Raw genomic sequence first — 20,968 nt, forward strand, 5'->3', positions numbered from 1 at the left:
TTCGTACGGGTGTGCAGCTGACACACGTGACGGCGGCCGGCGGGGGACGACTGGCCGTCCGTGAATCAGGTCCGGCCGGGGCGCCGCCGGTGGTGCTGATCCACGGCTGGGCGCAGACCGGAGCCGTCTGGGACCTCCCCGGCTTCCACGCCCACGCCGTCGACCTGCGCGGACACGGCGAGTCCGACGACTTCGGCGACTACCGCGACTCCGCGCGGTGGGCCGCCGACCTGAAGGCCGTGCTCGACCACACAGGTCCCGCCACCGTCGTCGGCTGGTCCTACGGCGGTCTCGTGATCGCCGACTACCTCCGCTTCCACGGCACGGCGAACGTCCACGCGCTCGTGTTCGTGAGCGCCATCACCGAGATCGGCCGCGGTCGCCCCGGGGGCGAGACCGGCCCCGTGATGCGGGCCGCGTTGCCCGGCGCGATCACCGACGACGCCGTGATGGCGGAGTTCTGCCAGGCCATGGCCCCTGTCCTGCCCTCTGGGACGGTCGGCGAACTCACAGCCGCCGCGACCTCCGTCAGCCCTAAGGTGCGAGGAGAGCTGTTCCGCAGGGATGTGGGCAGCGCCGACGTGTTGAAGGCAGTCGACGTGCCGACGCTGGTCGTGCACGGAACTCAAGACGAGGTGGTCGCCCCTGCCGCCGCCGAGTACTCCGCCGCCCTGATCCCCGGAGCCGAGTTGAGCCTGTACCCCGACACCGCGCACGCGCCCTTCCTGGAGCGGCCCGAGCGGTTCTCCGCCGATCTCCTGCGAGTCGCCCGATGAAGCGCGTGGCGGTGCTCTCGGTGCACACCTCGCCTCTCGAGCAGCCGGGCACGGGGGACGCGGGCGGGATGAACGTCTACATCGTGCAGACGGCCACCCGGATGGCCCGGCGCGGGGTCGAGGTGGAGATCTTCACCCGTGCCACGTCCTCGGAGCTGCCGCCGGTCGCGGAGCTGGCGCCCGGTGTGCGCGTCCGGCACGTCGCCGCGGGGCCGTTCGAGGGCCTGGGCAAGGAGGAGCTGCCCGGTCAGCTCTGCGCGTTCACGGCGGGTGTCCTGCGCGCCGAGGCCCGGCACGAGCCCGGCTACTACGACGCGATCCACTCGCACTACTGGCTGTCGGGGCAGGTCGGCTGGCTGGCGCGCGAACGGTGGGGCGTGCCGCTGGTGCACACCGCGCACACGCTGGCGAAGGTGAAGAACCTGGCGCTGGCCGAGGGCGACGCGCCGGAGCCCCGGATGCGGGTGATCGGCGAGGAGCAGGTGGTCGGCGAGTCGGACCGGCTCGTGGCCAACACCGACATCGAGGCGAGCGAGCTGGTCAAGCTCTACGACGCGGAGCCGTCCAAGGTCGCCGTCGTGCCTCCCGGGGTGGATCTCGACCGGTTCACGCCCGGTGACCGGGGCGAGGCCCGGCGGTCGCTGGACGTCCCGCAGGACGCGGTCGTGCTGGCGTTCGTCGGCCGGATCCAGCCGTTGAAGGCCCCCGACGTGCTGCTCCGCGCCGCCGCGGAGATGCTGGTGCGCGATCCCGGCCTGCGGTCGCGGCTGGTCGTGCTGATCGTCGGCGGGCCGTCGGGCAGCGGCGCGGAACGGCCGAAGGCGCTGGAGGAGCTGGCCGGGCAGCTGCGGATCACGGACGTGGTGCGCTTCCTGCCGCCGCAGCCGGGGCCCGCGCTCGCGCAGGTCTACCGGGCGGCGGACCTGGTCGCCGTGCCGAGCCACAACGAGTCGTTCGGGCTGGTCGCGCTGGAAGCCCAGGCCTGCGGGACGCCCGTGGTCGCGGCGGCGGTCGGCGGCCTGCCGGTCGCGGTCAACGACGGGGTGTCCGGGATCCTCGTGGACGGCCACGAGCCGGTGCGGTGGGCCGCGGCGATCGGCGGGCTCGCGCTGCCGCAGCGGGAGCACCTGGCGAGCAACGCCGTGGGGCATGCGCGACGCTTCTCCTGGGACCGCACGACTGACGCCCTGCTGGCGGGGTATCAGGAGGCGGCAGAGGTGTTCCGCCGGGAGGTTTTCGCTTGAGCGTCGACAGTGTGATCAAGGAGTTCCTGGACGAGCGGGAGCTGACCTACGACCGGCGCGAGCCGGGCAAGTTCTTCGTGACGCTGCCGGGCACCAAGAAGCTGCAGACCAACGTGTGGCTGGTCGAGACGGGGCACGCCCTGGTCGTCGAGGCGTTCGTGTGCCGGCGGCCCGACCAGTCGTTCGAGGACGTCTACCGCTTCCTGCTGCGCCGCAACGCCCGGCTGTACGGGGTGCACTACACGATCGACAGCGAGGGTGACATCTACCTCGTCGGCAGGGTCGGCAAGCACGCCGTGACCTCCCACGAGCTGGACCGCCTGCTCGGCCAGGTGCTGGAGGCGGCGGACGGCGACTTCAACCCGCTGCTCGAGATCGGGTTCGCCGACGCGATCCGCCGGGAGTGGGCGTGGCGGGTGTCGCGCGGCGAGTCGCTCGCGAACCTGGCCGCCTTCCAACATCTCGTTTCGGAGTAGCGGGCAACTCGTTTCGGCCTACGCGGCAACCCCCGGTCCGGCCGGGGCCGTCCGAAGGGCATGCGCAGACCAGGGCTGTGGGTGGGAATCGCGTTGCTGGCCCTTGCTTCAGCGGGGTGCGGGAGCGGCTCGAGTGGTGGTGGGACCTCGGCCAAGGACGCCGCGGCCCCACCGCAGGCGGCGCAGAACGCTGCGCCCCAGCAGGAGAACGCACCGGCCGTGCAGCCGGTGCAGCAGCAGGAACGCCAGCTGGTGCGCACGGCGGACGTCGACCTCCGGGCCGACGACGTGCTGAAGGCCATCGGCCAGGTCAAGGACCGCGCACGGGCGGTGGGCGGGTTCGCGGGGCAGGAGAACTCGACCAAGAAGTCCGGGTCGGTGACCGTGCGGGTGCCGTCGGCGGAACTCGACAAGCTCGTCCAGGACCTCGCGAACGTGGGGGAAGTCACACGCAGCGAGGTGCGCAGCCAGGACGTGACCGACCAGCTGGTCGACGTCGAGTCGCGCATCGCGACGCAGAAGGCGAGCGTCGAGCGGCTCCGCGCGCTGTTCGAGCGGGCCGGGTCGACGTCGGAGGTCGCCCAGGTCGAGAGCGAGCTGACCAAGCGGCAGGCCGAGCTCGAGTCCATGCAGCGGCGCAGCGAGTCGCTCAAGGGCCAGGTCGCCATGGCGACGCTCACGGTGGACGTCGCGACCACGCCGATCGCCCCGCCGGAGGAGGAGAAGGTCGGCTTCCTCGGTGCACTGGCCGGGAGCTGGGACGCGTTGGTCGCGGTCACGGGCGTGGTGCTGATCGGCATCGGCGCGATGCTGCCGTTCCTGGTGGCGCTCGGTGTGCCCGCGGCCGCCGTCGTCTACCTGATGCGGCGGCGCAAGCGCGTCACTCGAACGAACGAGGCAGCGTGATCAAGTTCTACTGAGAGTGTGCCTTTGTGATACGCGGAACGGCTCGGGAGAGAGGGGGAGTCGCATCGAGCCGTCCCGCGTCAAAGGTCCCCGCTGCAGTGGATCCGTGGACGGGGGAGCCTGCGGATCCCAAGCGGGCCACGCGATTCGACGGGGGAAGACGAACCGCGCAAGGTGCCTCGCGCTTGCCGAACAAGCGTGGGAGCCGACTCGCGGAGGCGGTATCAACTTCTCAGATACGTCCTTGCGATCACAAGTGCTTGTATTGCTCCATTCGAGTGTATTTAGCGGCGCAAAGTAACGCATCTGTAGCGATCCATCAGTCCTTGACCAGTTCAGTGGCCTGGCTCACGATGACCCCACAGGCTGGGTGTTCAGCGAGTGAATGAGGTCGCCGCATGGTCTTTCGCAGTCCGTTCCCCGATGTCGAGATCCCCGACGTGTCGCTGCACCAGCTGTTGTTCGGCGACATCGCCGACCGGGCGGACAGGGTTGCGCTCATCGACGGCATGTCCGGCGCGACGCTGACCTACGGGCAGCTCGCCGGTGCCGTCGACCGCCTGGCGGCCGCGCTGGCCGCGCGAGGTATCGGCAAAGGTGATGTCGTCGGCATCCTGAGCCCGAACACGCCGTACTACGCCGTCGTCTTCCACGGCATCCTGCGGGCGGGCGCCACGGCCACCACGATCAACGCGCTCTACACGCCCGACGAGGTCGCGCACCAGCTGCACGACGCGGGCGCGAAGATGCTGTTCACGGTCTCGGTGCTGCTGCCGAACGCGGCCGGGGGAGCCGAGAAGGCGGGCGTGACCGACGTGGTCGTGCTCGACGGCGCCGAGGGCTACCCGTCGCTGCCCGAGCTGCTGGCGAACACGCACCCGGTGCCCGAGGTGACCATCGACCCCGCCAACGACATCGCGGTGCTGCCGTACTCGTCCGGCACGACCGCGTTGCCCAAGGGCGTGATGCTGACGCACCGCAACCTGGTCGCGAACCTCGTGCAGTGCCGACCGATCCTGTCCGACGTGGGCCCGCACACGCGGATCCTCGCCGTGCTGCCGTTCTTCCACATCTACGGCATGCAGGTCCTGATGAACAACGGCCTCTACATCGGCGGCGTGGTCGTGACGCTGCCGAAGTTCGAGCTGCCGGAGTTCCTGAGGGTCATCGCCGAGCACAGGACCGACCGCGTCTACATCGCGCCGCCGGTCGCCGTCGCCCTGGCGAAGCACCCGATCGTCGACAACTACGACCTGTCCCCGATGAAGCTGCTCTTCTCGGGCGCGGCTCCGCTCGACGAGGACCTGGCCGACGCCGTGAAGAAGCGCATCGGCTGCAAGGTCTCGCAGGGCTACGGCATGACCGAGATGTCGCCGGTCAGCCACGCCATCCCGGACGGCCGCGAGGACATCTCGATCGGCACCGTCGGCGTGATCATCCCGAACCTGGAGTGCCGCCTGGTCGACCCGGCCACCGGCCGGGACGTCGGTGCCGGCGAGCGCGGCGAGCTGTGGTGCAAGGGCCCGAACATCATGAAGGGCTACCTGAACAACCCGGAGGCCACCGCCGCGACCATCGACGACGAGGGCTGGCTGCACACCGGCGACGTGGCCGTGATCGACGACGACGGCATCGTCTCGATCGTCGACCGCGTCAAGGAACTGATCAAGTACAAGGGCTACCAGGTGCCGCCGGCCGAGCTGGAGGCCGTCCTGCTGACGCACGAGGAGATCGCCGACGCGGCGGTCATCGGCGTGCGCGACGCGGACGGCGAGGAGATCCCGAAGGCGTTCGTGGTCCGGCAGGAGGACTCGACCCTGGACGCCGACGCCGTCATGGCGTTCGTGGCCTCGCAGGTCGCGCCGCACAAGAAGGTGCGCGTGGTGGAGTTCATCGAGGCGATCCCGAAGTCGGCGGCGGGCAAGATCCTGCGCAAGGACCTCAGGGCACGCGAACAGGCCTGATCCGTCCGGCGAACGCCCCCGGCGGGACCACCGCCGGAGGCGTTCGCCGTGGGGCACGACGACCTGCCGGGGTACGGCGGGAGGGGCGGCATGGCAGGCTAACCGGCATGTCTGTCGGAACCTTGGTGCTGCTCCGCCACGGCGAGAGCACGTGGAACGCGGAGAACCTGTTCACCGGCTGGGTGGACGTTCCCCTGTCGGAGAAGGGCGAGAAGGAGGCCCGTCGCGGCGGTCAGCTGCTGCGCGAGGCGGGTGTGCTGCCGGAGGTCCTGCACACCAGCCTGATGCGCCGGGCGATCATGACCGCGAACCTGGCGCTCGACGCCGCCGACCGGCACTGGATCCCGGTCCGCCGCGACTGGCGCCTGAACGAGCGCCACTACGGCGCGTTGCAGGGCAAGAACAAGAAGCAGACGCTGGAGGAGTTCGGCGAGGAGCAGTTCATGCTCTGGCGCCGCTCCTACGACACCCCGCCGCCGCCCATCGAGCCCGGCAGCGAGTTCAGCCAGGACACCGACCCGCGCTACGCGGGCCTCGGCCCCGACCTGCCGCTGACCGAGTGCCTGCTCGACGTCGTGAAGCGCATGCTCCCGTACTGGGACGAGGCGATCGTGCCGGACCTGCGCACGGGCAAGACGGTCCTCGTGGCGGCGCACGGCAACTCGCTGCGCGCGCTCGTGAAGCACCTCGACGGCATCTCCGACGAGGCCATCGCGGGGCTCAACATCCCCACGGGCATCCCGCTGCGCTACGACCTCGACGAGGACCTCAAGCCGATCAAGCCGGGCGGCGAGTACCTCGACCCGGACGCGGCGAAGGACGCCATCGCGGCGGTCGCGAACCAGGGTCGGTAACCGCATTCCGAGAAAGGCGCACCCGGAGATCGGGTGCGCCTTTCCGCGTCTTAGGACACGGTTGGGTGAACAAGGTCTGACCAGGTGCGGAACAACCGTCCACTGAGGTGTCGCGGGTATCACGGTTCACGCTTCCGCACTAGGCCAGGACACCTCTGAGCTGCTTACCATTCGCCTCGTGACCACAACGGGTTACCTCGCTGTGTCGATCGGCCTCGCGCTCATCGGCGCGATAGCCGCTTTCCTCATCGGCCGGTTCACCGCACCAAGGCAGCCCAGGAAGCCGGAAGGCCTCACGGTCGCCGACCTGATCCAGCAGATCGTCCACGACTCCCACGACGGCATCGTGGTGCTCAACCACTTCGGCGACGTGGTGCTGCACAACCCCCGTGCCGAAGAGCTCGGGATCGTCCGCAACAACCGCGTCGACGACCGTGCGCGCAAGGCAGCCGAAGGCGTCCGCAACAGCAACGAGGTCGTGTACGTCGACCTCTCGCCGCTGGAAGGCCGTTCGGGACGGCAGCCGGAGGCCGTGCACGCCGAGGTCCGCCTGCTCATCGAGGACTTCACGGTCGTGGACGCCACGGACGAGTCGGAGTCGGTGCGGCTGGAGAAGACCCGGCGCGACTTCGTGGCGAACGTCAGCCACGAGCTGAAGACCCCCGTCGGCGCGTTGGCGCTGCTCGCGGAGGCCGTGCTGGACGCGAGCGACGACCAGGACGAGGTCCGCCGGTTCAGCGCGAAGATCATGCAGGAGGCCACGCGCCTCGGCACGCTCGTCACCGAGCTGATCGCGCTGTCGCGGCTGCAGGGCGCGGAGAAGCTGCCGGAGCTGTCCGACACCGAGATCGACGTCGTGATCAACGAGGCACTGTCGCGCTCGAAGCTCGCCGCCGAGTCGGCCAACATCAGCATCACCACCGACGAGCCGAGCGGCTTCATCGTGCCGGGCGACCGGTCGTTGCTGGTCACGGCGCTGACGAACCTGCTGGACAACGCCGTCGCCTACTCGCCGCCCGGCAGCCCCGTGAGCGTCAGCCGCCGGCTGGTGGACGGGTACGTCGAGATCGCCGTGACCGACCGCGGCATCGGCATCGCCGAGGACCAGCAGATCCGCGTCTTCGAGCGCTTCTACCGCGTCGACAAGGCCCGTTCGCGCGCCACCGGGGGCACCGGGCTGGGGCTCGCGATCGTCAAGCACGTCGCCGCCAACCACGGCGGTGAGGTGAAGCTGTGGAGCCTGCCAGGAACGGGTTCCACCTTCACGCTGCGGATTCCCGCCGCGGCGACCGAACAGAACCCGACTCTCGTGCCGACGGGCACGGGTGAGCCAGGAGGAGAGCTGTGACCAGGGTGCTCATCGTGGAGGACGAGGAGTCCTTCGCCGATCCGCTCGCCTTCCTGCTGCGCAAGGAGGGGTTCACCGCGGCGCTCGCCGCCACCGGCCAGGAGGCGCTCGAGGAGTTCGACCGCAACGGCGCCGACATCGTGCTGCTCGACCTGATGCTGCCCGGCATGAGCGGCACGGACGTCTGCAAGCAGCTGCGCCAGCGCTCCGCCGTCCCCGTGATCATGGTGACGGCGCGCGACAGCGAGATCGACAAGGTCGTCGGCCTGGAGCTGGGCGCGGACGACTACGTCACCAAGCCCTACTCGGCCCGCGAGCTCATCGCCCGCATCCGCGCGGTGCTGCGCCGCGGCGGTGAGTCCGAGGACCTGCTGCCGCAGATCCTCGAGGCCGGTCCGGTGCGGATGGACGTGGAACGCCACGTCGTCACCGTCGGTGGCCAGGACATCAGCCTCCCGCTCAAGGAGTTCGACCTCCTGGAGTACCTGCTGCGCAACGTCGGCCGCGTCCTGACCAGGGGCCAGCTGATCGACCGCGTGTGGGGAGCGGACTACGTGGGGGACACGAAAACGCTGGACGTGCACGTCAAGCGGCTGCGCTCCAAGATCGAACCGGACCCGTCGGCACCGCGGCACCTGGTCACCGTGAGGGGTCTGGGTTACAAGTTCGAGTCCTGACGGACACGACCAGGTACCGTTTCCGGCGTGCGCCTGGGCGTTCTCGACGTGGGTTCCAACACCGTCCACCTCTTGGTGGTGGACGCGCATCGTGGTGCCCACCCCATCCCCATGACGTCCGAGAAGACGATCCTTCGTCTCGCCGAGCAGTTGGACGACTCCGGTCAGCTCTCCAAAGCGGGTGCTGACCAGCTCGTTCGCGCCGTGGCCGCCGCGAAGGCGTCGGCCAAGCGGTCCGGCTGCGAGGACCTGATGGCGTTCGCGACCTCGGCGGTGCGCGAGGCGGGCAACTCCGCCGAGGTGCTCGACCGGGTGCGCGCCGAGACCGGGGTCGACCTCAGGGTCCTGTCCGGCGAGGACGAGGCGAAGTACACCTTCCTCGCGGTCCGCCGCTGGTACGGCTGGTCCGCGGGCAAGTTGCTCTGCCTCGACATCGGCGGCGGATCGCTCGAGCTCGCCGTCGGTCACGACGAGAACCCCGACCTGGCCTTCTCCGTGCCGCTCGGCGCGGGCAGGCTCACCAGGACCAGGTTCAAAAAGGACCCGCCCCGGCGCTCGGAGGTCCGCGAGACCACCGACTGGCTCGCCGAGCAGCTCGCGCCCGTGGCGCGGAAGCTCAAACGCGCGGGTGAACCCGATCGAGTGGTTGCGACCTCGAAAACCTTCCGAACGCTGGCGCGGCTCACCGGGGCCGCGCCATCGTCTGCCGGTCCCAGGGCGCGCCGGGTGCTCACCGACGCGGGCCTGCGGCAGCTGATCGCGTTCATTTCCCGGATGTCGGCCGGCGACCTCGCCGAGCTGGAGGGCGTGAGCACCTCGCGCGCCCACCAGCTCCTGGCGGGCGCGCTGGTCGCGGAGGCAACGATGCGAGCCCTGTCACTCACGCAGCTGGAGATTTGCCCGTGGGCGCTCCGGGAGGGTGTCATCCTCCGGCGGCTGGACCACACTGATGGGACGGACCAGAGCGAAACTGGCCAGACCGGGGCACGGTGGAGTTGATGAGTCGAGAGAGCGGATCCGACCAGACGCAGCGCACGGTCGCTGAGCTGCTCGCCCAGTACGGGGGCAGCGCAGAGAGTGCGCCACGTCGGCGACGCCGCCGGGCTGCGGACGAAGAGGACGACGTCCAGCAGCCGGAGACCGCGCCCCAGACGATCATCGAGCGGGTCCTGTCCGACAGCGGCAGGCTGATGGCGATCCGCGACGACGACGTCGCGCCGACCGGCCGTCGCGCCGCACCCGAACCGAAGGCGCCCGCCGCCCCGCCACCGGTCGCCGAGCGCACCGCGTACCAGCCGAAACCGCAGGTCGCGCCGCAGCCCTCGCAGCAGCTGCCGGTGCCGCCGGCACAGCCGCCGCAGGTCCGCAGACCGGCCGCGCCGAAGCCCGCTCCGCCCGCGCCCCAGCCCGCGGCACCGGCACCGCCGCCCCCGGCGGCCACCGAGCAGACCCGGCAGGTGCCGCAGGTCCGCGACCAGCCGTCGCGCTCGGACCTGCCCCGCCCGGACGCGGGCCGCCTCGAGGCGCGGCTCGACCAGGGCCCCGCGTCGCGGACGGACATCGCCAGGCCGCAGCCGGTGCCGCCGTCCGTGCAGATGCCGGTCCCCGGCCCGCCGCGCGAGGCGATGACCGAGCAGCTCCCGCGCATCCCGGCGAAGGCACCGGTGGACAAGATCGCCGCGCTCGAGACCGAGTCCGTGCTGATCGTGCCGCCCGCCCCGCCGAAGCTGCCGGAGCCGTTGCCGGGCAACCAGCCCGACGCCTGGTTCGGCGACGACGACCCGAACGCCCACACCGACCTGTCGATGGCGCCGATGGAGTCGACCGCGGCGCACCCCGGCCCGTACGTGGACGACGACTCGCAGGAGTACGCCGCCTACCGCTCCGAGGACGACTACCCCGAGGACAACGACGACGACGCCGAGGACGACGACGAGGGCCCCGCCGGGCTCGACGACGCCGGTGAGGCGGAGGAGCTCGCCGAACCCGAACCGCGGTCGGCCGGCAAGGAGTGGCTGGTCATGATCGGCCAGCTCGCCGTCGGCGTGCTCGGTGGCGCCGGTCTGTGGCTCGCCTTCAACTACCTGTGGCGCGCGGTACCCGCCGCCGCGCTCGTCGTGGCGCTGGCCGTTACGGTGGGTCTGGTGTTGCTGGTGCGAAAGATCCGCCGTGCGGACGATCTGCAGACCACCGTCCTGGCCGTGCTCGTAGGCCTCATCGTGACAGTCTCACCAGCGGCGATGCTGCTGGTGAAGAGTTGACCGCCCGCGTCCCGGTCGGGCTCTCCACGGCGTCGGTCTACCCGCAGCCCGCCGGAGCGGCGTTCGACATCGCGTCCGAACTGGGCTACGACGGCGTCGAGCTGATGGTGTGGGCCGACCCGGTGTCGCAGGACATCCGCGCGGTCGACCGCCTGTCGTCCCGGACGGGCATGCCGGTGCTCGCCGTGCACGCGCCCTGCCTGCTGATCTCGCAGCGCGTGTGGTCACCCGACCCGGCCGAACGCCTGCGCCGGGCCGTTGCGGCGGCGGCCGACCTGGGGGCGCCGACCGTGGTCCTGCACCCGCCGTTCCGGTGGCAGCGCAAGTACGCGGACGGCTTCGCCGAGCTGGTCTCGTCGCTGGAGGACGAGAGCGGCATCGCGATCGCCGTGGAGAACATGTTCCCGGTGAAGCGCCCCCTGGGCCGCGGCCGCTCGGTGGAGATGAACGCCTTCAAGCCGTCGGTCGACCCGACCGACGTGGGCCACCGCAACTACACGCTCGACCTGTCGCACTCCGCCGCGGCGCACATGGACGCCCTGGAGCTCGCGAAGCGGATGGGGGACGGGCTGCGGCACGTCCACCTCGCCGACGGCTCCGGTGCGCCGAAGGACGAGCACATGGTGCCGGGGCGCGGGACCCAGCCCTGTGCGGAGCTCTGCGAGATGCTGGCGCGGGGCGGGTTCGACGGGCAGGTCGTGCTGGAGGTCAACACCCGGCGGGCGGGGTCCGTGGAGGCTCGGCGGGAGATGCTGGCCGAGGCCTTGTTGTTCGCCCGGCTGCACCTGGACTGGGCTGCCGAGGGTGGGGCCGGGAAGGCCCGGCCCGGGCTTTCCCGCTGACGCGCGTCCGTTGCGGCTTGTTGCGCGGGTCGGGTTGCGTTGGCGGGTGCGGTTGAGTGCGCGCGCCGGGCTTGGGTGCGTGGTCGGCTCGCGTTGGCGGGTGCGGCCGGCACCTCGCACCTGCCTGGGTGGCTGGTCGCCTGCGGCTGCGGCTGGCTGCGCGTCGTCCTGCCAGGCAAGTGAGTCCCCGCCGCCGGTAAGTCGACTGGCGAGTTAGGGTTCCTGGTGTGGACCCGCTGCGAGCGTTGATCATGGCCGCGTCTCGCAACGAGACGGTTCGGCACCTCGTCGCCAACGCACCCATCAGTCGTGACGTCGTGAAGCGGTTCGTGGCTGGTGAGAGCACGAAGGACGCTGTCGAGGTCGTGCGGGGTCTTGGGCTGCCGGTGACGCTGGACTACCTCGGTGAGGACACCACGGACAAGGCTCAGGCCGAGAAGACCGTTCAGGCGTACCTGGAGCTTCTCGACGCCCTGCACGCCGCCGGGTTGGCCGGGGACGCGGAGGTGAGCGTCAAGTTGTCCGCGGTCGGGCAGTCGTTCGACGAGGCCCTCGCGCTGACGAACGCCTCCCGGATCTGCGCCGCCGCCGAGCAGTGCGGGACGACCGTGACGCTCGACATGGAGGACCACACCACCACCGACTCGACGTTGCGGGTGCTGCGCGAGCTGCGGCGCACCTGGCCGTGGGTGGGTGCGGTGCTGCAGTCGTACCTGCACCGGACGCTCGACGACTGCCGGGAGCTCTCCGGGGCCGGGAGCAGGGTCAGGCTGGTCAAGGGCGCCTACGCGGAGCCTCCCGAGGTGGCGGTCCAGGACCCGCACGAGGTCGACCTGAACTACGTGCGGTGCGCGAACGTCCTGCTGGCGGGCGAGGGTTACCCGATGTTCGCCACGCACGACCCGAGGCTGATCGAGATCATCGGCGAGCGGGCCCGCTGGTACGACAAGACCGACTTCGAGTACCAGATGCTGTACGGCATCCGGCCCGAGGAGCAGAAGCGCCTCGGTACTCGCGTTTATGTCCCCTACGGCGAGCAGTGGTACGGATATCTCATGCGGCGACTTGCGGAACGGCCTGCCAACGTGACTTTCTTCCTGCGGTCGCTGGCCAGCCGCTCATGACCTTCTCCCAGTTCAGCGCGGTCCGGTCGCTCGGTGACGGAACGTTCACCGCGTCCCTGCCCGCCGAGTGGACCGTCGGCCCCAAGCCCCACGGCGGGTTCCTGCTGGCGGTGATGACGCGTGCGGCCGCCCAGGTGGTCGAGGCCGAGCCGTTGGCCGTGTCCGCGCAGTTCCTGCGGGCTCCCGAGGTGGGTCCGGTGCTCGTCCGCACCGACGTGCGCAAGGCGGGGCGGACGGCGACGGTCATCGCGGTGTCGCTGGAGCAGCGCGGGCAGGTGTGCGTCGAGGCCTCGGTGACGACCGGGCGCATCCCCGAGCACCGGGCCGACTACGTGAACCTGCCGGCGATGCCCGCCGCGCCGCCGGCCGGTGCGGTGGAGCTGGGCACGTTCCCGACCGGTGGTGCCTACAAGGTGGGCGCCCTCTGCGACCTGCGGGTGGACCGGGAGTCGGCGTCGTTCCTCGACCGGCGCACGGACGGACCGCTGACGTTCAAGCTGTGGGCGCGGCCGGTCGACGAGCAGCCGGACCCGTACTTCGCGCTGGTCGCCGGGGACCTGTCGATGCCGGTGACGTTCAACCTCGGGCGCTTCGGGTGGTCGCCGACGGTGCAGCTGACGGCGCTGCTGCGGGCGCGGCCCGCGCCGGGGTGGCTGCGCATCCACGTCAGCTGCCAGGCGGTGCACGGGCAGTGGTTCGACGAGGACGCCACGGTCATCGACTCGGCCGGGCGGCTGGTGTGCCAGGCACGGCAGCTGGCGCTGTCCCCCGCTGTGTGAGACTTGACCGATGACGAAGATCGCGGTGCTCGGCGCGGGCAAGATCGGTGAGGCGCTGCTGTCCGGGCTCCTGCAGGGCGGCCGCGCGGCCGCCGATCTGATGTTCACGGAGAAGCACGAGTCCCGGGCCCGGTCGCTGACCGAGCAGTACGGGTTCGAGGCCGTCACGGTCGCGGGCGCGGCGGCCCGGGCCGACGTGCTGGTCGTGGCGGTCAAGCCGCAGGACATCGAGCCGCTGCTCACCGAACTGGCGCCGGTGCTGCGTCCGGGGACGCTCATCGTGTCGTTGTGCGCGGGCCTGCCGACGGCCCTGTACGAGCGCAGGCTGCCCGCGGGCACGCCGGTGGTGCGGGTCATGCCGAACACGCCGATGGTCGTCGGTGAGGCGATGAGCGCCGTCTCCGGCGGGTCCAACGCGACGGCCGAGCACCTCAAGGTCGTCGAGGAGCTGCTGTCGACCGTGGGCAAGGTCGCGGTGGTGCCGGAGTCGCAGCAGGACGCGGTGACGGCGCTGTCGGGGTCCGGTCCCGCGTACTTCTTCTTCCTGGTCGAGGCGATGATCGACGCGGGCATCCTGCTCGGCATCCCGCGCGACCTGGCCTCGCAGCTCATCATCCAGTCGGCGGTGGGCGCCGCGACGATGCTCGCCGAGGGCACGAGCCACCCGGTGATCCTGCGCGAGGCCGTCACGTCGCCCGCCGGCACGACCATCATGGCGATCCGCGAGCTCGAGAAGCACGGCGTCCGCGCGGCCCTGCTCGCGGCCATCGAGAGCGCCCGCGACCGGTCCGTCGAGCTGGGTCGTCAGCACGAGGACTGACCGAAGTGAGGGCCCGGCGCCACTTGGCCGTCGCAGGAGCCACACCAGTCCCGCTACTCTCAGAGCAGCACGTGCGTGTCGAACCGTCGGTGGGGAAGACCGACGGCACGACACGTGTCGAAGGATGCGGTGATTTATGCCTGCGAAGGAGAACGAACGAACAGGTCTCGCTCAGGTGCAGTTCCTGACCGTGGCTGAAGTGGCCTCGATGATGCGGGTCTCCAAGATGACCGTGTACCGCCTGGTGCACTCCGGTGAGCTGCCCGCTGTGCGGGTCGGCAAGTCGTTCCGGGTGCCCGAGAAGGCGGTGCACGCCTACCTGGAGAACGCGTACTTCGACGCTGGCTGAAGGCCGGCGAACCCCGCCGGGTAGACTGGTAGGCCGATCGTGCTTACCGGCGCGCCGTGCTTGACACGGCCAAGGCTGGGGCGCGCCAGTCAAAGCAACGTCTAGAGCGAAGGAACCCGCATGGGCTCGGTCATCAAGAAGCGCCGCAAGCGCATGTCGAAGAAGAAGCACCGCAAGCTGCTGCGCAAGACCAGGGTCCAGCGCAGGAAGCGCGGCAAGTAAGCCCGCGTGCGCTCTGCCGCCGCCGGCCTCCTCTCGGAGGAGACCGGCGGCGGTTGCGTTTCTCCGGCCCGCACACCCCTGATCGGGTGCTCGCGCCGACGTGGCACACCACTGGGTGAGACGGGGCGGCACACCGCGGGAACGGGGGCCGCCGTTCGGGTGATTGGCCTGTGAAGCCCGCGTGACCTGCGTCAAGACGGCGTTCCGGCCCCCTCCGGTTTCCGATCCGGTCTGTAGCATCGACCAATCGCACCGCCCTTCGTGCTTGGAGTCGCATGACGCCCAAGGTCGTCCTCGTCACCGGAGTCAGCCGCTTCCTCGGCGGCCACCTCGCCGCGCGCTTCGCCGCGAACCCGGACGTCGAGCGCGTGCTCGGCGTGGACACCGAGCCGCCGCCGCGCGACCTGCTGCGCCGGATGGGCAGGGCGGAGTTCGTGCGGGCCGACATCCGCAACCCGCTGATCGCGAAGGTCATCTCCACCGCGAACGTGGACACGGTCGTCCACGCCTCCGTCACCGCCAACCCGGCCGGGCCCACCGGTCGCACGGCGATGAAGGAGATGAACGTCATCGGCACCATGCAGCTGCTGGCCGCGTGCCAGAAGTCGCCCAAGGTGCGGAAGCTCGTCGTGAAGTCCACCAGCGCCGTCTACGGCTCCAGCAGCCGCGACCCCGCGGTGTTCACCGAGGACATGGGGCCGAAGGACCTGCCGTCGTCCGGCTACGCCAAGGACGCGGTGGAGGTCGAGGGGTACGTGCGCGGGTTCGGCCGCCGCAGGCCGGACGTGAACGTCACCACGCTGCGCTTCACGAACTTCATCGGGCCGCGCATCGACACGGTGCTGACCCGCTACTTCGCCCTCCCGGTCGTGCCCACGGTGCTGGGCTACGACGCCCGCGTGCAGCTGCTGCACTCCGAGGACGCCCTGGCGGTCCTGGAGCGCGCGACGGTGCACGACCTGCCCGGTGTCTACAACGTGGGCGGCGACGGCGTGCTGCTGCTGTCGCAGGCGATCCGCCGGGCGGGCAGGCTGAACCTGCCGGTGCCCAGCTCCGCCGTGCCCACGGTCGGCGGCTTCTTCCGGAGCGCCCGGCTCGTCGACTTCTCGCCCGACCAGATGAGGTTCCTCAACTGGGGGCGCGTGGTCGACACGACCCTGCTGAAGAAGGAGTTCGGGTTCACGCCGCGGTGGACCACCCAGCAGGCGTTCGACGACTACGTGAACGGGCGGGGCCTGAAGCCGCTCGTCGACCCGGAGACGGTTGCCGCCGCGGAACGGGGAATCCTCGACCTGGCCGCCCGTTTCCGCTGATCTTGCTTTGAGGAGATGAACGCAGTGGCAGGAGCACGCGTTATCCCGCTGCACGACCCGGAACGCGACGCCGCGCGCAGAGCGCGCCACGTCGAGGTGGTTCCCGAACCGGAGCAGCAGCAGTCCGCGACACCGGACTGGGAACGCAGGCTGACCGACCTGCTGGCGTTCGCGCGCAGGCGGCTCGCGGGCGACTACGAGGTCGACGAGTTCGGCTTCGACCGCGACCTCACCGAGAACGTGCTGATGCCGCCGCTGAAGCCGCTGTACGAGAAGTGGTTCCGCGTCGAGACGATCGGCCTGAACAACGTCCCGGTGGCGGGCGGCGCGCTGATCGTGGCGAACCACTCCGGCACGGTGCCGCTCGACGCCCTGATGACCGCGTACGGCATTGCGTCCGAGCACCCGGCGCACCGGCCCCTGCGCGGCCTCGGCGCGGACCTGGTGTTCCGCACGCCGGTGCTCGGCGCCCTGGCCCGCAAGGGCGGCCAGACGCTCGCCTGCAACGCCGACGCCGAGCGCCTGCTGTCGTCCGGTGAGCTCGTCGGCGTGTGGCCGGAGGGCTTCAAGGGCATCGGCAAGCCGTTCAAGGACCGCTACAAGCTGCAGCGCTTCGGCCGCGGCGGCTTCGTGTCGGCGGCGCTCAAGACCGGCGTGCCGATCATCCCGGTCTCGATCGTCGGGGCCGAGGAGATCTACCCGATGATCGGCGACATCAAGGCGCTGGCGAGGCTGCTGGGCTTCCCGTACTTCCCGGTGACGCCGTTCTTCCCGCTGCTCGGGCCGCTGGGCGCCATCCCGCTGCCGTCGAAGTGGTACATCGAGTTCGGCGAGCCGATCCGCACCGACGTCTTCGGCGAGAACGCGGCCGACGACCCGATGCTGGTGTTCAACCTCACCGACCAGGTGCGCGAGACGATCCAGCAGACCCTGTACCGGCTGCTCACCCAGCGCCGGAACGTGTTCCTCGGCTGATCATCTCCTGCACCTCGGCGTAGCCGAACGCCCGCGGCGCGGGCGCACCGTCGCGGACTGCCCGCGCGGTCGCGACGGTGTGGTGCAGGGCCGCCCGGAACAGCAGTGATCCGGTGCTGATCCGCTTCACGCCGAGGTCGCCGAGCTCCTTCGGCGTGCGCTGCTGGGCCAGCACGTTCAGCGGGGCCAGCGCGGCGAGCCTCTCGATGTCGTGCGGGTCGGTCAGCCCCGCGACGAAGATGCCGTCGGCGCCGGCGTCGACATAGCGGCGTGCGCGCTCCTCGGTCTCGTTCAGGGCGATGCCGAGCCAGTGGGTGTCGATGCGGGCGTTGAGGAAGACGCCCGGTGCGCGTTCTTTGACGGCTGAGATGAGGTCCGCCTGCTCCTGCGGGTCGGCCAGGCCGTGCGGGCGGCCGTCCTCCAGGTTCACGCCCGCGACGCCCAGGTTCGCGACGAGGCCGGCGACCTCGTCCGGTGGTGCGCCGAAGCCCGACTCCAGGTCCGCGGTGACGGGGAACGGCAGGTCCGCGAGCAGCCGCGCGAGCGCGACGGCCTGGTCGCCCGCGAGTCCCGCCCCGTCCTCGATCCCGTGGGCGGCGGCGACGCCGAGGCTCGTGGTGCCGACCGCCCGGAAGCCGGCGGCGTGCAGGGCGACGGCGGAGGAGTGGTCCCAGGCGTTGGGGAGGACCAGCGGTTCCGCCTGGTGGTGCAGGGCCCTGAACGCCGTGTTCTTGGCGATCCGGGTGGCCAGGCGCCGTCCGGGACAGGCGTGCGGGCCGTGGCCGAACGGGTGGTGCTCGAGGCTGACCTCGACGACGCCCCGGGGCGTCTGCCTGCGCGTGACCGGCACCGGCGGCGCGGGGTCGCCCGTGCGCAGGCGGTCGGCGAGGGCGTGCGTGGCGGCCCACGCCTGCACGAGCAGCCCGATCCGGGCCGCCGCCTCCTCGTCGCGGGAGCCGGCCAGGCGTTCGACGGCGGCGTCGGCCGCCGCGGTGATCGGCTCGTGGGGCTGGTAGCTCGGGGCGATCGCGGCGATGTCGTCCAGCGAACCCGGCAGGCCGACCGCGGCGGCGAGCTCGTCGAGGGTGGTGACGTGGACGCCGTCCAGCAACCGCTCGGTCAACGCGCGCCGGCGGGCGTGCTCGGCGCCGTTGCTGAACCTGACCACGGACGACCTGAGCCAGGCCACCCCGGCGTCTCCCGGCGGGACCGGCGGGACCGGCAGCAGCAGCTCTTCGCTCATGCCGACGACGCTAGGGCCTGGACGCTTCGGCGACGGCCGAAGTGTTCCGGTCGCAGAATGGGCCCGTGGAAGGACTCGCCAGGGTGGCCGGACTGCTCGCGGACTCGACCCGTGCCGCCGTGTGCGGGGCACTGCTGGACGGGAGGGCCTGGACGGCGCGTGAGCTGGCCCTGCACGCGGGGGTGGCGGCCTCGACCGTCAGCGAGCACCTGACCCGGCTGGTCGAGGGCGGTCTGCTGGTCGAGCACCGGCAGGGACGCCATCGGTACGTGGCGCTGGCCGGACCGCACGTCGCCGAGCTGCTGGAGGTGATGGCGGCGTTCGGGCCGCGGGAGTCGCCCCGCGGGTTGCGGGCGGCCGCGGTGTCGGAGGCGATGGCGCGGGGGCGGACCTGCTACGACCACCTCGCCGGTCGGCTCGGGGTTGCGCTGCGGGCCGGGCTGGGAGACCTCGGCGTGGTCGCCGCCGACCTCACCATCACCGAGCCGGGTGAGGTCTGGCTGGAGAAGCTCGGCTTCGACCCGGGCGAGCGCCGGCCCAGCCGTGCCTGCCTCGACTGGACCGAGCGCGTCCCGCACCTCGCTGGTGCCGCCGGGGCGTTCCTCTGCGCGATGTTCTTCGAACGCGGTTGGATCCGCCGGATCGGCACGTCGAGGGCCGTCGTGCTCACTACGGAGGGGGAGCAGGGGTGGCGGGCGCTCGGCCTGCCGGGTGTGTCGGCCGCATGAGCTGCTGCTACCTCACGCGGCGGCGGTACGCCAGGGTTGCTGCCACGGCGCCTGCCACCGCCCCGGCGCCCAGCACCGACGGGACGCCGATCTTGGCCGCCTTGCGGCCCGTGCGGAAGTCGCGGATCTCCCAGCCCTTGCGGCGGGAGACCTCGCGGAGTTGCGAGTCCGGGTTGACGGCCACCGCCGTGCCCACGACGGAGAGCATCGGGACGTCGTTCGACGAGTCCGAGTAGGCGGTGCAGCGGCGCAGGTCGAGGCCTTCCTTGGCGGCCAGGGAGCGGACTGCCTGGGCCTTGGCCTTGCCGTGGAGGAGGTCGCCGACCAGGCGGCCCGTGTAGATGCCGTTCTCCGATTCGGAGACCGTGCCCAGGGCGCCGGTCAGGCCCAGGCGGCGGGCGATGATCTGGGCCAGCTCCACCGGGGTGGCGGTCACCAGCCAGACGCGTTGGCCCGCGTCGAGGTGCATCTGGGCCAGGGCCTGCGTGCCCTTCCAGATGCGGTCGGCCATCAGTTCGTCGTAGATCTCCTCGCCGAGCGAGACGATTTCGCCGACGCTGCGGCCCGAGACGAACGAGAGCGCCTGTTCGCGGGAGGCCTTGACGGACTCCGGGTCCTCCCGGCCGCCCACCCGGAACTTCAGCTGCTGCCAGACGAAGCCTGCCAGGTCGGAGGTGGAGAAGTACTTGCGCGCGGCGAGGCCCCGGGCGAAGTGGAAGATCGAGGCGCCCATCATCATCGTGTTGTCGACGTCGAAGAAGGCCGCCGCGGTCAGGTCTGGCGGGACCGTCAGGGACGCTTCGAGCTCCGGTGCCATCGCGGCGGCCTGGATCGCCGCGTCTGCCGATGCCTCGCCGGCTAGTTGGGCCAGCCGGTCGCTCTCCACGTCACGCTTGCCTGCCATGTCACAAGCCTAGCGATCAGCCCGGCGAACCTGCTCAGAGCTGGTCCAGAACGACTTGGGCGCGTCGTGACCGGTGCGGTGCTCAGCCGAAGCTGATCCCCGGCAGCAGCGGCAGCGAGATGCTCGGCAGGGGCAGCGGGAGCGGGATCGTGATCTCCGGCTTGGTGGTCGACGGCCGCGGGGTGCTGCCCGGCTTCGAGGTGGGGGCGGCCGAGGTGCCGGGGGCCACCGACCGCGTGGGCTCCGGCGACGGGTTCGCCGAGCCGGGCGGCACGGGCTGGCCCGGTGTGGGGGGCGCTGCCGAGGACGGCCTGCTGCTCGGTGGCGCGCTCGGGTCGGTGAGGACCGAGTCGCACGCGTCCTTGGCGGGCAGCGGGCCCAGCGTGTCCGAGGAACCGCTGGTCACGGCGGCGCAGCCGGCTCGTGCGGCCAGGTCGTGGGCTCGCTGGGCGATGCTCGCCAGCAGCCACATCGTCGTGTCGGCGTGCGCGCCCGCGTCGCCGGGCAGGCGGGGGCGCAGGGTGCCGAGCTTCTCGTACTGGCCGAGCGCCCAGTCGCGGAGCGCGGGCAGCGCGGTCTTGTCCGAGGTCGTGGCCCAGGTGGTGAGCTGGCGGGAACCCTCGACGGCGTCGGCTTCGAGGTCGGTGAGGGCCCTGATCTGCGCGGACTCCTGCGACGAGCGGTCGGCCAGGGTTTCCATCTCGGTCACCCGGGAGGCGGCGAACTCCAGGTGCTTGAGGGCTCGGTCCTGCTCGTCGAAGGTCAGGCCGAGCGAGGCGCTTTCGGTCGTGCGCTTCACGCCGTAGAGCGGGTCTCCCGGGAGCGCGTCACGGCTGAGCAGCACGCTCATGCCGGTGAGCGACAACAGCAAGCACAGGACCGCGGCCGCTGCGACTGCCAGTCGTGCGCGCGCTCCCACCCGTCTTACCGAGGCGACGGCCAGCGGTTTCTCGGGTGGCGGCGCGGTGAGGACGCGCTGCTTCATGCGTTCGCGCGTCTCGGCGTCCGGGCCGACGTCCATCTTCCTGAGCAGCTCGACGATCGCCAGGTCCTCGGCGAGGTCGTCGTTGCCCACCGGCTGAGGGCCGCCTTCAACGGCACGAGCGAAGCGCTCGTGCTCTGCCTGCCGCCACCGCGGTGTTCTTCCCTTGCCGTCCATCTCA

The 20,968-nt window shown here is 71.2% G+C and carries 22 protein-coding genes; 19 read left to right on the plus strand and 3 right to left on the minus strand.

The features are described 5' to 3' along the window. The first annotated feature begins 11 nt into the window (after nucleotides 1–11). The 18 genes from V1227_RS30235 (at nucleotide 12) to V1227_RS30320 (ending at nucleotide 16,930) form a co-directional block, all read left to right on the plus strand. Nucleotides 12–776: an alpha/beta fold hydrolase gene (locus V1227_RS30235; protein ID WP_329788749.1), complete on the plus strand. Its 765-nt coding sequence runs from the start codon at nucleotides 12–14 to the stop codon at nucleotides 774–776. Beyond that, nucleotides 773–2,020, plus strand: a complete 1,248-nt coding sequence (mshA, locus tag V1227_RS30240) for a D-inositol-3-phosphate glycosyltransferase (RefSeq protein WP_329788750.1) — start codon at nucleotides 773–775, stop codon at nucleotides 2,018–2,020. Before V1227_RS30235 ends, mshA begins: the two co-directional genes overlap by 4 nt. Beyond that, the gene (locus V1227_RS30245) at nucleotides 2,017–2,496 is read left to right on the plus strand and encodes a YbjN domain-containing protein (protein WP_090094574.1); all 480 of its coding nucleotides are present in this window, start codon (nucleotides 2,017–2,019) and stop codon (nucleotides 2,494–2,496) included. The genes mshA and V1227_RS30245 overlap by 4 nt, the downstream gene beginning before the upstream one ends. Nucleotides 2,497–2,556: 60 nt before the next feature. After that, complete coding sequence (locus V1227_RS30250; protein WP_329788751.1) at nucleotides 2,557–3,402, plus strand: DUF4349 domain-containing protein; 846 nt, start codon at nucleotides 2,557–2,559, stop codon at nucleotides 3,400–3,402. Between the two features lie 398 nt (nucleotides 3,403–3,800). Beyond that, nucleotides 3,801–5,366 carry an AMP-binding protein gene (locus tag V1227_RS30255; protein WP_329788752.1) on the plus strand — a complete coding sequence of 522 codons (1,566 nt, stop codon included), beginning with the start codon at nucleotides 3,801–3,803 and terminating at the stop codon, nucleotides 5,364–5,366. Nucleotides 5,367–5,473: 107 nt separating this feature from the next. Further along, nucleotides 5,474–6,220 carry a phosphoglyceromutase gene (locus V1227_RS30260; protein ID WP_090094577.1) on the plus strand — a complete coding sequence of 249 codons (747 nt, stop codon included), beginning with the start codon at nucleotides 5,474–5,476 and terminating at the stop codon, nucleotides 6,218–6,220. Between the two features lie 178 nt (nucleotides 6,221–6,398). After that, the gene (locus V1227_RS30265) at nucleotides 6,399–7,568 is read left to right on the plus strand and encodes a sensor histidine kinase (RefSeq protein ID WP_329788753.1); all 1,170 of its coding nucleotides are present in this window, start codon (nucleotides 6,399–6,401) and stop codon (nucleotides 7,566–7,568) included. Beyond that, nucleotides 7,565–8,245 carry a response regulator transcription factor gene (locus V1227_RS30270; RefSeq protein WP_053737067.1) on the plus strand — a complete coding sequence of 227 codons (681 nt, stop codon included), beginning with the start codon at nucleotides 7,565–7,567 and terminating at the stop codon, nucleotides 8,243–8,245. The genes V1227_RS30265 and V1227_RS30270 overlap by 4 nt, the downstream gene beginning before the upstream one ends. A gap of 27 nt (nucleotides 8,246–8,272) precedes the next feature. Beyond that, nucleotides 8,273–9,244 carry a Ppx/GppA phosphatase family protein gene (locus V1227_RS30275; protein ID WP_329788754.1) on the plus strand — a complete coding sequence of 324 codons (972 nt, stop codon included), beginning with the start codon at nucleotides 8,273–8,275 and terminating at the stop codon, nucleotides 9,242–9,244. Then, nucleotides 9,244–10,506 (plus strand): hypothetical protein, encoded by a 1,263-nt coding sequence (locus tag V1227_RS30280; protein ID WP_329788755.1) that lies wholly within the window; start codon nucleotides 9,244–9,246, stop codon nucleotides 10,504–10,506. The genes V1227_RS30275 and V1227_RS30280 overlap by 1 nt, the downstream gene beginning before the upstream one ends. Continuing rightward, nucleotides 10,503–11,348 carry a sugar phosphate isomerase/epimerase family protein gene (locus tag V1227_RS30285; RefSeq protein WP_329788756.1) on the plus strand — a complete coding sequence of 282 codons (846 nt, stop codon included), beginning with the start codon at nucleotides 10,503–10,505 and terminating at the stop codon, nucleotides 11,346–11,348. The genes V1227_RS30280 and V1227_RS30285 overlap by 4 nt, the downstream gene beginning before the upstream one ends. Before the next feature lie 227 nt (nucleotides 11,349–11,575). Further along, complete coding sequence (locus V1227_RS30290; RefSeq protein ID WP_329788757.1) at nucleotides 11,576–12,472, plus strand: proline dehydrogenase family protein; 897 nt, start codon at nucleotides 11,576–11,578, stop codon at nucleotides 12,470–12,472. Further along, nucleotides 12,469–13,251 (plus strand): thioesterase family protein, encoded by a 783-nt coding sequence (locus V1227_RS30295; RefSeq protein WP_329788758.1) that lies wholly within the window; start codon nucleotides 12,469–12,471, stop codon nucleotides 13,249–13,251. The genes V1227_RS30290 and V1227_RS30295 overlap by 4 nt, the downstream gene beginning before the upstream one ends. A gap of 10 nt (nucleotides 13,252–13,261) precedes the next feature. Then, nucleotides 13,262–14,071 carry a pyrroline-5-carboxylate reductase gene (gene proC, locus V1227_RS30300; protein WP_329788759.1) on the plus strand — a complete coding sequence of 270 codons (810 nt, stop codon included), beginning with the start codon at nucleotides 13,262–13,264 and terminating at the stop codon, nucleotides 14,069–14,071. 136 nt (nucleotides 14,072–14,207) lie between these two features. Then, entirely contained in the window at nucleotides 14,208–14,420 is a 213-nt protein-coding gene (locus tag V1227_RS30305) for a helix-turn-helix domain-containing protein (protein WP_030477960.1), read from the plus strand. A gap of 120 nt (nucleotides 14,421–14,540) precedes the next feature. Then, a complete protein-coding gene (locus V1227_RS30310; RefSeq protein ID WP_015105422.1) occupies nucleotides 14,541–14,642 on the plus strand; it encodes a 30S ribosomal protein bS22 in 102 nt (33 codons plus the stop codon). Between the two features lie 275 nt (nucleotides 14,643–14,917). Beyond that, the gene (locus V1227_RS30315) at nucleotides 14,918–15,955 is read left to right on the plus strand and encodes an NAD-dependent epimerase/dehydratase family protein (protein WP_329788760.1); all 1,038 of its coding nucleotides are present in this window, start codon (nucleotides 14,918–14,920) and stop codon (nucleotides 15,953–15,955) included. Between the two features lie 15 nt (nucleotides 15,956–15,970). After that, nucleotides 15,971–16,930 carry a lysophospholipid acyltransferase family protein gene (locus V1227_RS30320; protein ID WP_329788761.1) on the plus strand — a complete coding sequence of 320 codons (960 nt, stop codon included), beginning with the start codon at nucleotides 15,971–15,973 and terminating at the stop codon, nucleotides 16,928–16,930. Here V1227_RS30320 and V1227_RS30325 read toward each other — a convergent pair. Continuing rightward, nucleotides 16,899–18,173, minus strand: a complete 1,275-nt coding sequence (locus V1227_RS30325; RefSeq protein ID WP_329788762.1) for an isocitrate lyase/PEP mutase family protein — start codon at nucleotides 18,171–18,173, stop codon at nucleotides 16,899–16,901. The genes V1227_RS30320 and V1227_RS30325 overlap by 32 nt on opposite strands. A 65-nt stretch (nucleotides 18,174–18,238) precedes the next feature. On the opposite strand from V1227_RS30325, the gene V1227_RS30330 reads away from it, so the two are divergent. Then, nucleotides 18,239–18,901 (plus strand): ArsR/SmtB family transcription factor, encoded by a 663-nt coding sequence (locus tag V1227_RS30330; protein WP_329788763.1) that lies wholly within the window; start codon nucleotides 18,239–18,241, stop codon nucleotides 18,899–18,901. A gap of 7 nt (nucleotides 18,902–18,908) precedes the next feature. On the opposite strand, the gene V1227_RS30335 is transcribed toward V1227_RS30330, so the two are convergent. Further along, a complete protein-coding gene (locus V1227_RS30335; protein ID WP_329788764.1) occupies nucleotides 18,909–19,805 on the minus strand; it encodes an HAD family hydrolase in 897 nt (298 codons plus the stop codon). Between the two features lie 82 nt (nucleotides 19,806–19,887). Beyond that, nucleotides 19,888–20,880 (minus strand): DUF5667 domain-containing protein, encoded by a 993-nt coding sequence (locus V1227_RS30340; protein WP_329788765.1) that lies wholly within the window; start codon nucleotides 20,878–20,880, stop codon nucleotides 19,888–19,890. Nucleotides 20,881–20,968: the final 88 nt, after the last annotated feature.

This window comes from Lentzea sp. DG1S-22, assembly GCF_036321065.1.
Classification (GTDB): Bacteria; Actinomycetota; Actinomycetes; order Mycobacteriales; family Pseudonocardiaceae; genus Lentzea; species Lentzea jiangxiensis.

What these genes read in the sequence shown, in the direction of transcription:
- mshA (WP_329788750.1), top strand. Translation starts at nt 773, where the DNA reads ATGAAGCGCGTGGCGGTGCTCTCGGTGCACACCTCGCCTCTCGAGCAG.
- V1227_RS30250 (WP_329788751.1), top strand. Translation starts at nt 2,557, where the DNA reads ATGCGCAGACCAGGGCTGTGGGTGGGAATCGCGTTGCTGGCCCTTGCT.
- V1227_RS30255 (WP_329788752.1), top strand. Translation starts at nt 3,801, where the DNA reads ATGGTCTTTCGCAGTCCGTTCCCCGATGTCGAGATCCCCGACGTGTCG.
- V1227_RS30260 (WP_090094577.1), top strand. Translation starts at nt 5,474, where the DNA reads ATGTCTGTCGGAACCTTGGTGCTGCTCCGCCACGGCGAGAGCACGTGG.
- V1227_RS30280 (WP_329788755.1), top strand. Translation starts at nt 9,244, where the DNA reads ATGAGTCGAGAGAGCGGATCCGACCAGACGCAGCGCACGGTCGCTGAG.
- V1227_RS30295 (WP_329788758.1), top strand. Translation starts at nt 12,469, where the DNA reads ATGACCTTCTCCCAGTTCAGCGCGGTCCGGTCGCTCGGTGACGGAACG.
- proC (WP_329788759.1), top strand. Translation starts at nt 13,262, where the DNA reads ATGACGAAGATCGCGGTGCTCGGCGCGGGCAAGATCGGTGAGGCGCTG.
- V1227_RS30305 (WP_030477960.1), top strand. Translation starts at nt 14,208, where the DNA reads ATGCCTGCGAAGGAGAACGAACGAACAGGTCTCGCTCAGGTGCAGTTC.
- V1227_RS30310 (WP_015105422.1), top strand. Translation starts at nt 14,541, where the DNA reads ATGGGCTCGGTCATCAAGAAGCGCCGCAAGCGCATGTCGAAGAAGAAG.
- V1227_RS30315 (WP_329788760.1), top strand. Translation starts at nt 14,918, where the DNA reads ATGACGCCCAAGGTCGTCCTCGTCACCGGAGTCAGCCGCTTCCTCGGC.
- V1227_RS30320 (WP_329788761.1), top strand. Translation starts at nt 15,971, where the DNA reads ATGAACGCAGTGGCAGGAGCACGCGTTATCCCGCTGCACGACCCGGAA.
- V1227_RS30325 (WP_329788762.1), bottom strand. Translation starts at nt 18,173, where the DNA reads ATGAGCGAAGAGCTGCTGCTGCCGGTCCCGCCGGTCCCGCCGGGAGAC.
- V1227_RS30335 (WP_329788764.1), bottom strand. Translation starts at nt 19,805, where the DNA reads ATGGCAGGCAAGCGTGACGTGGAGAGCGACCGGCTGGCCCAACTAGCC.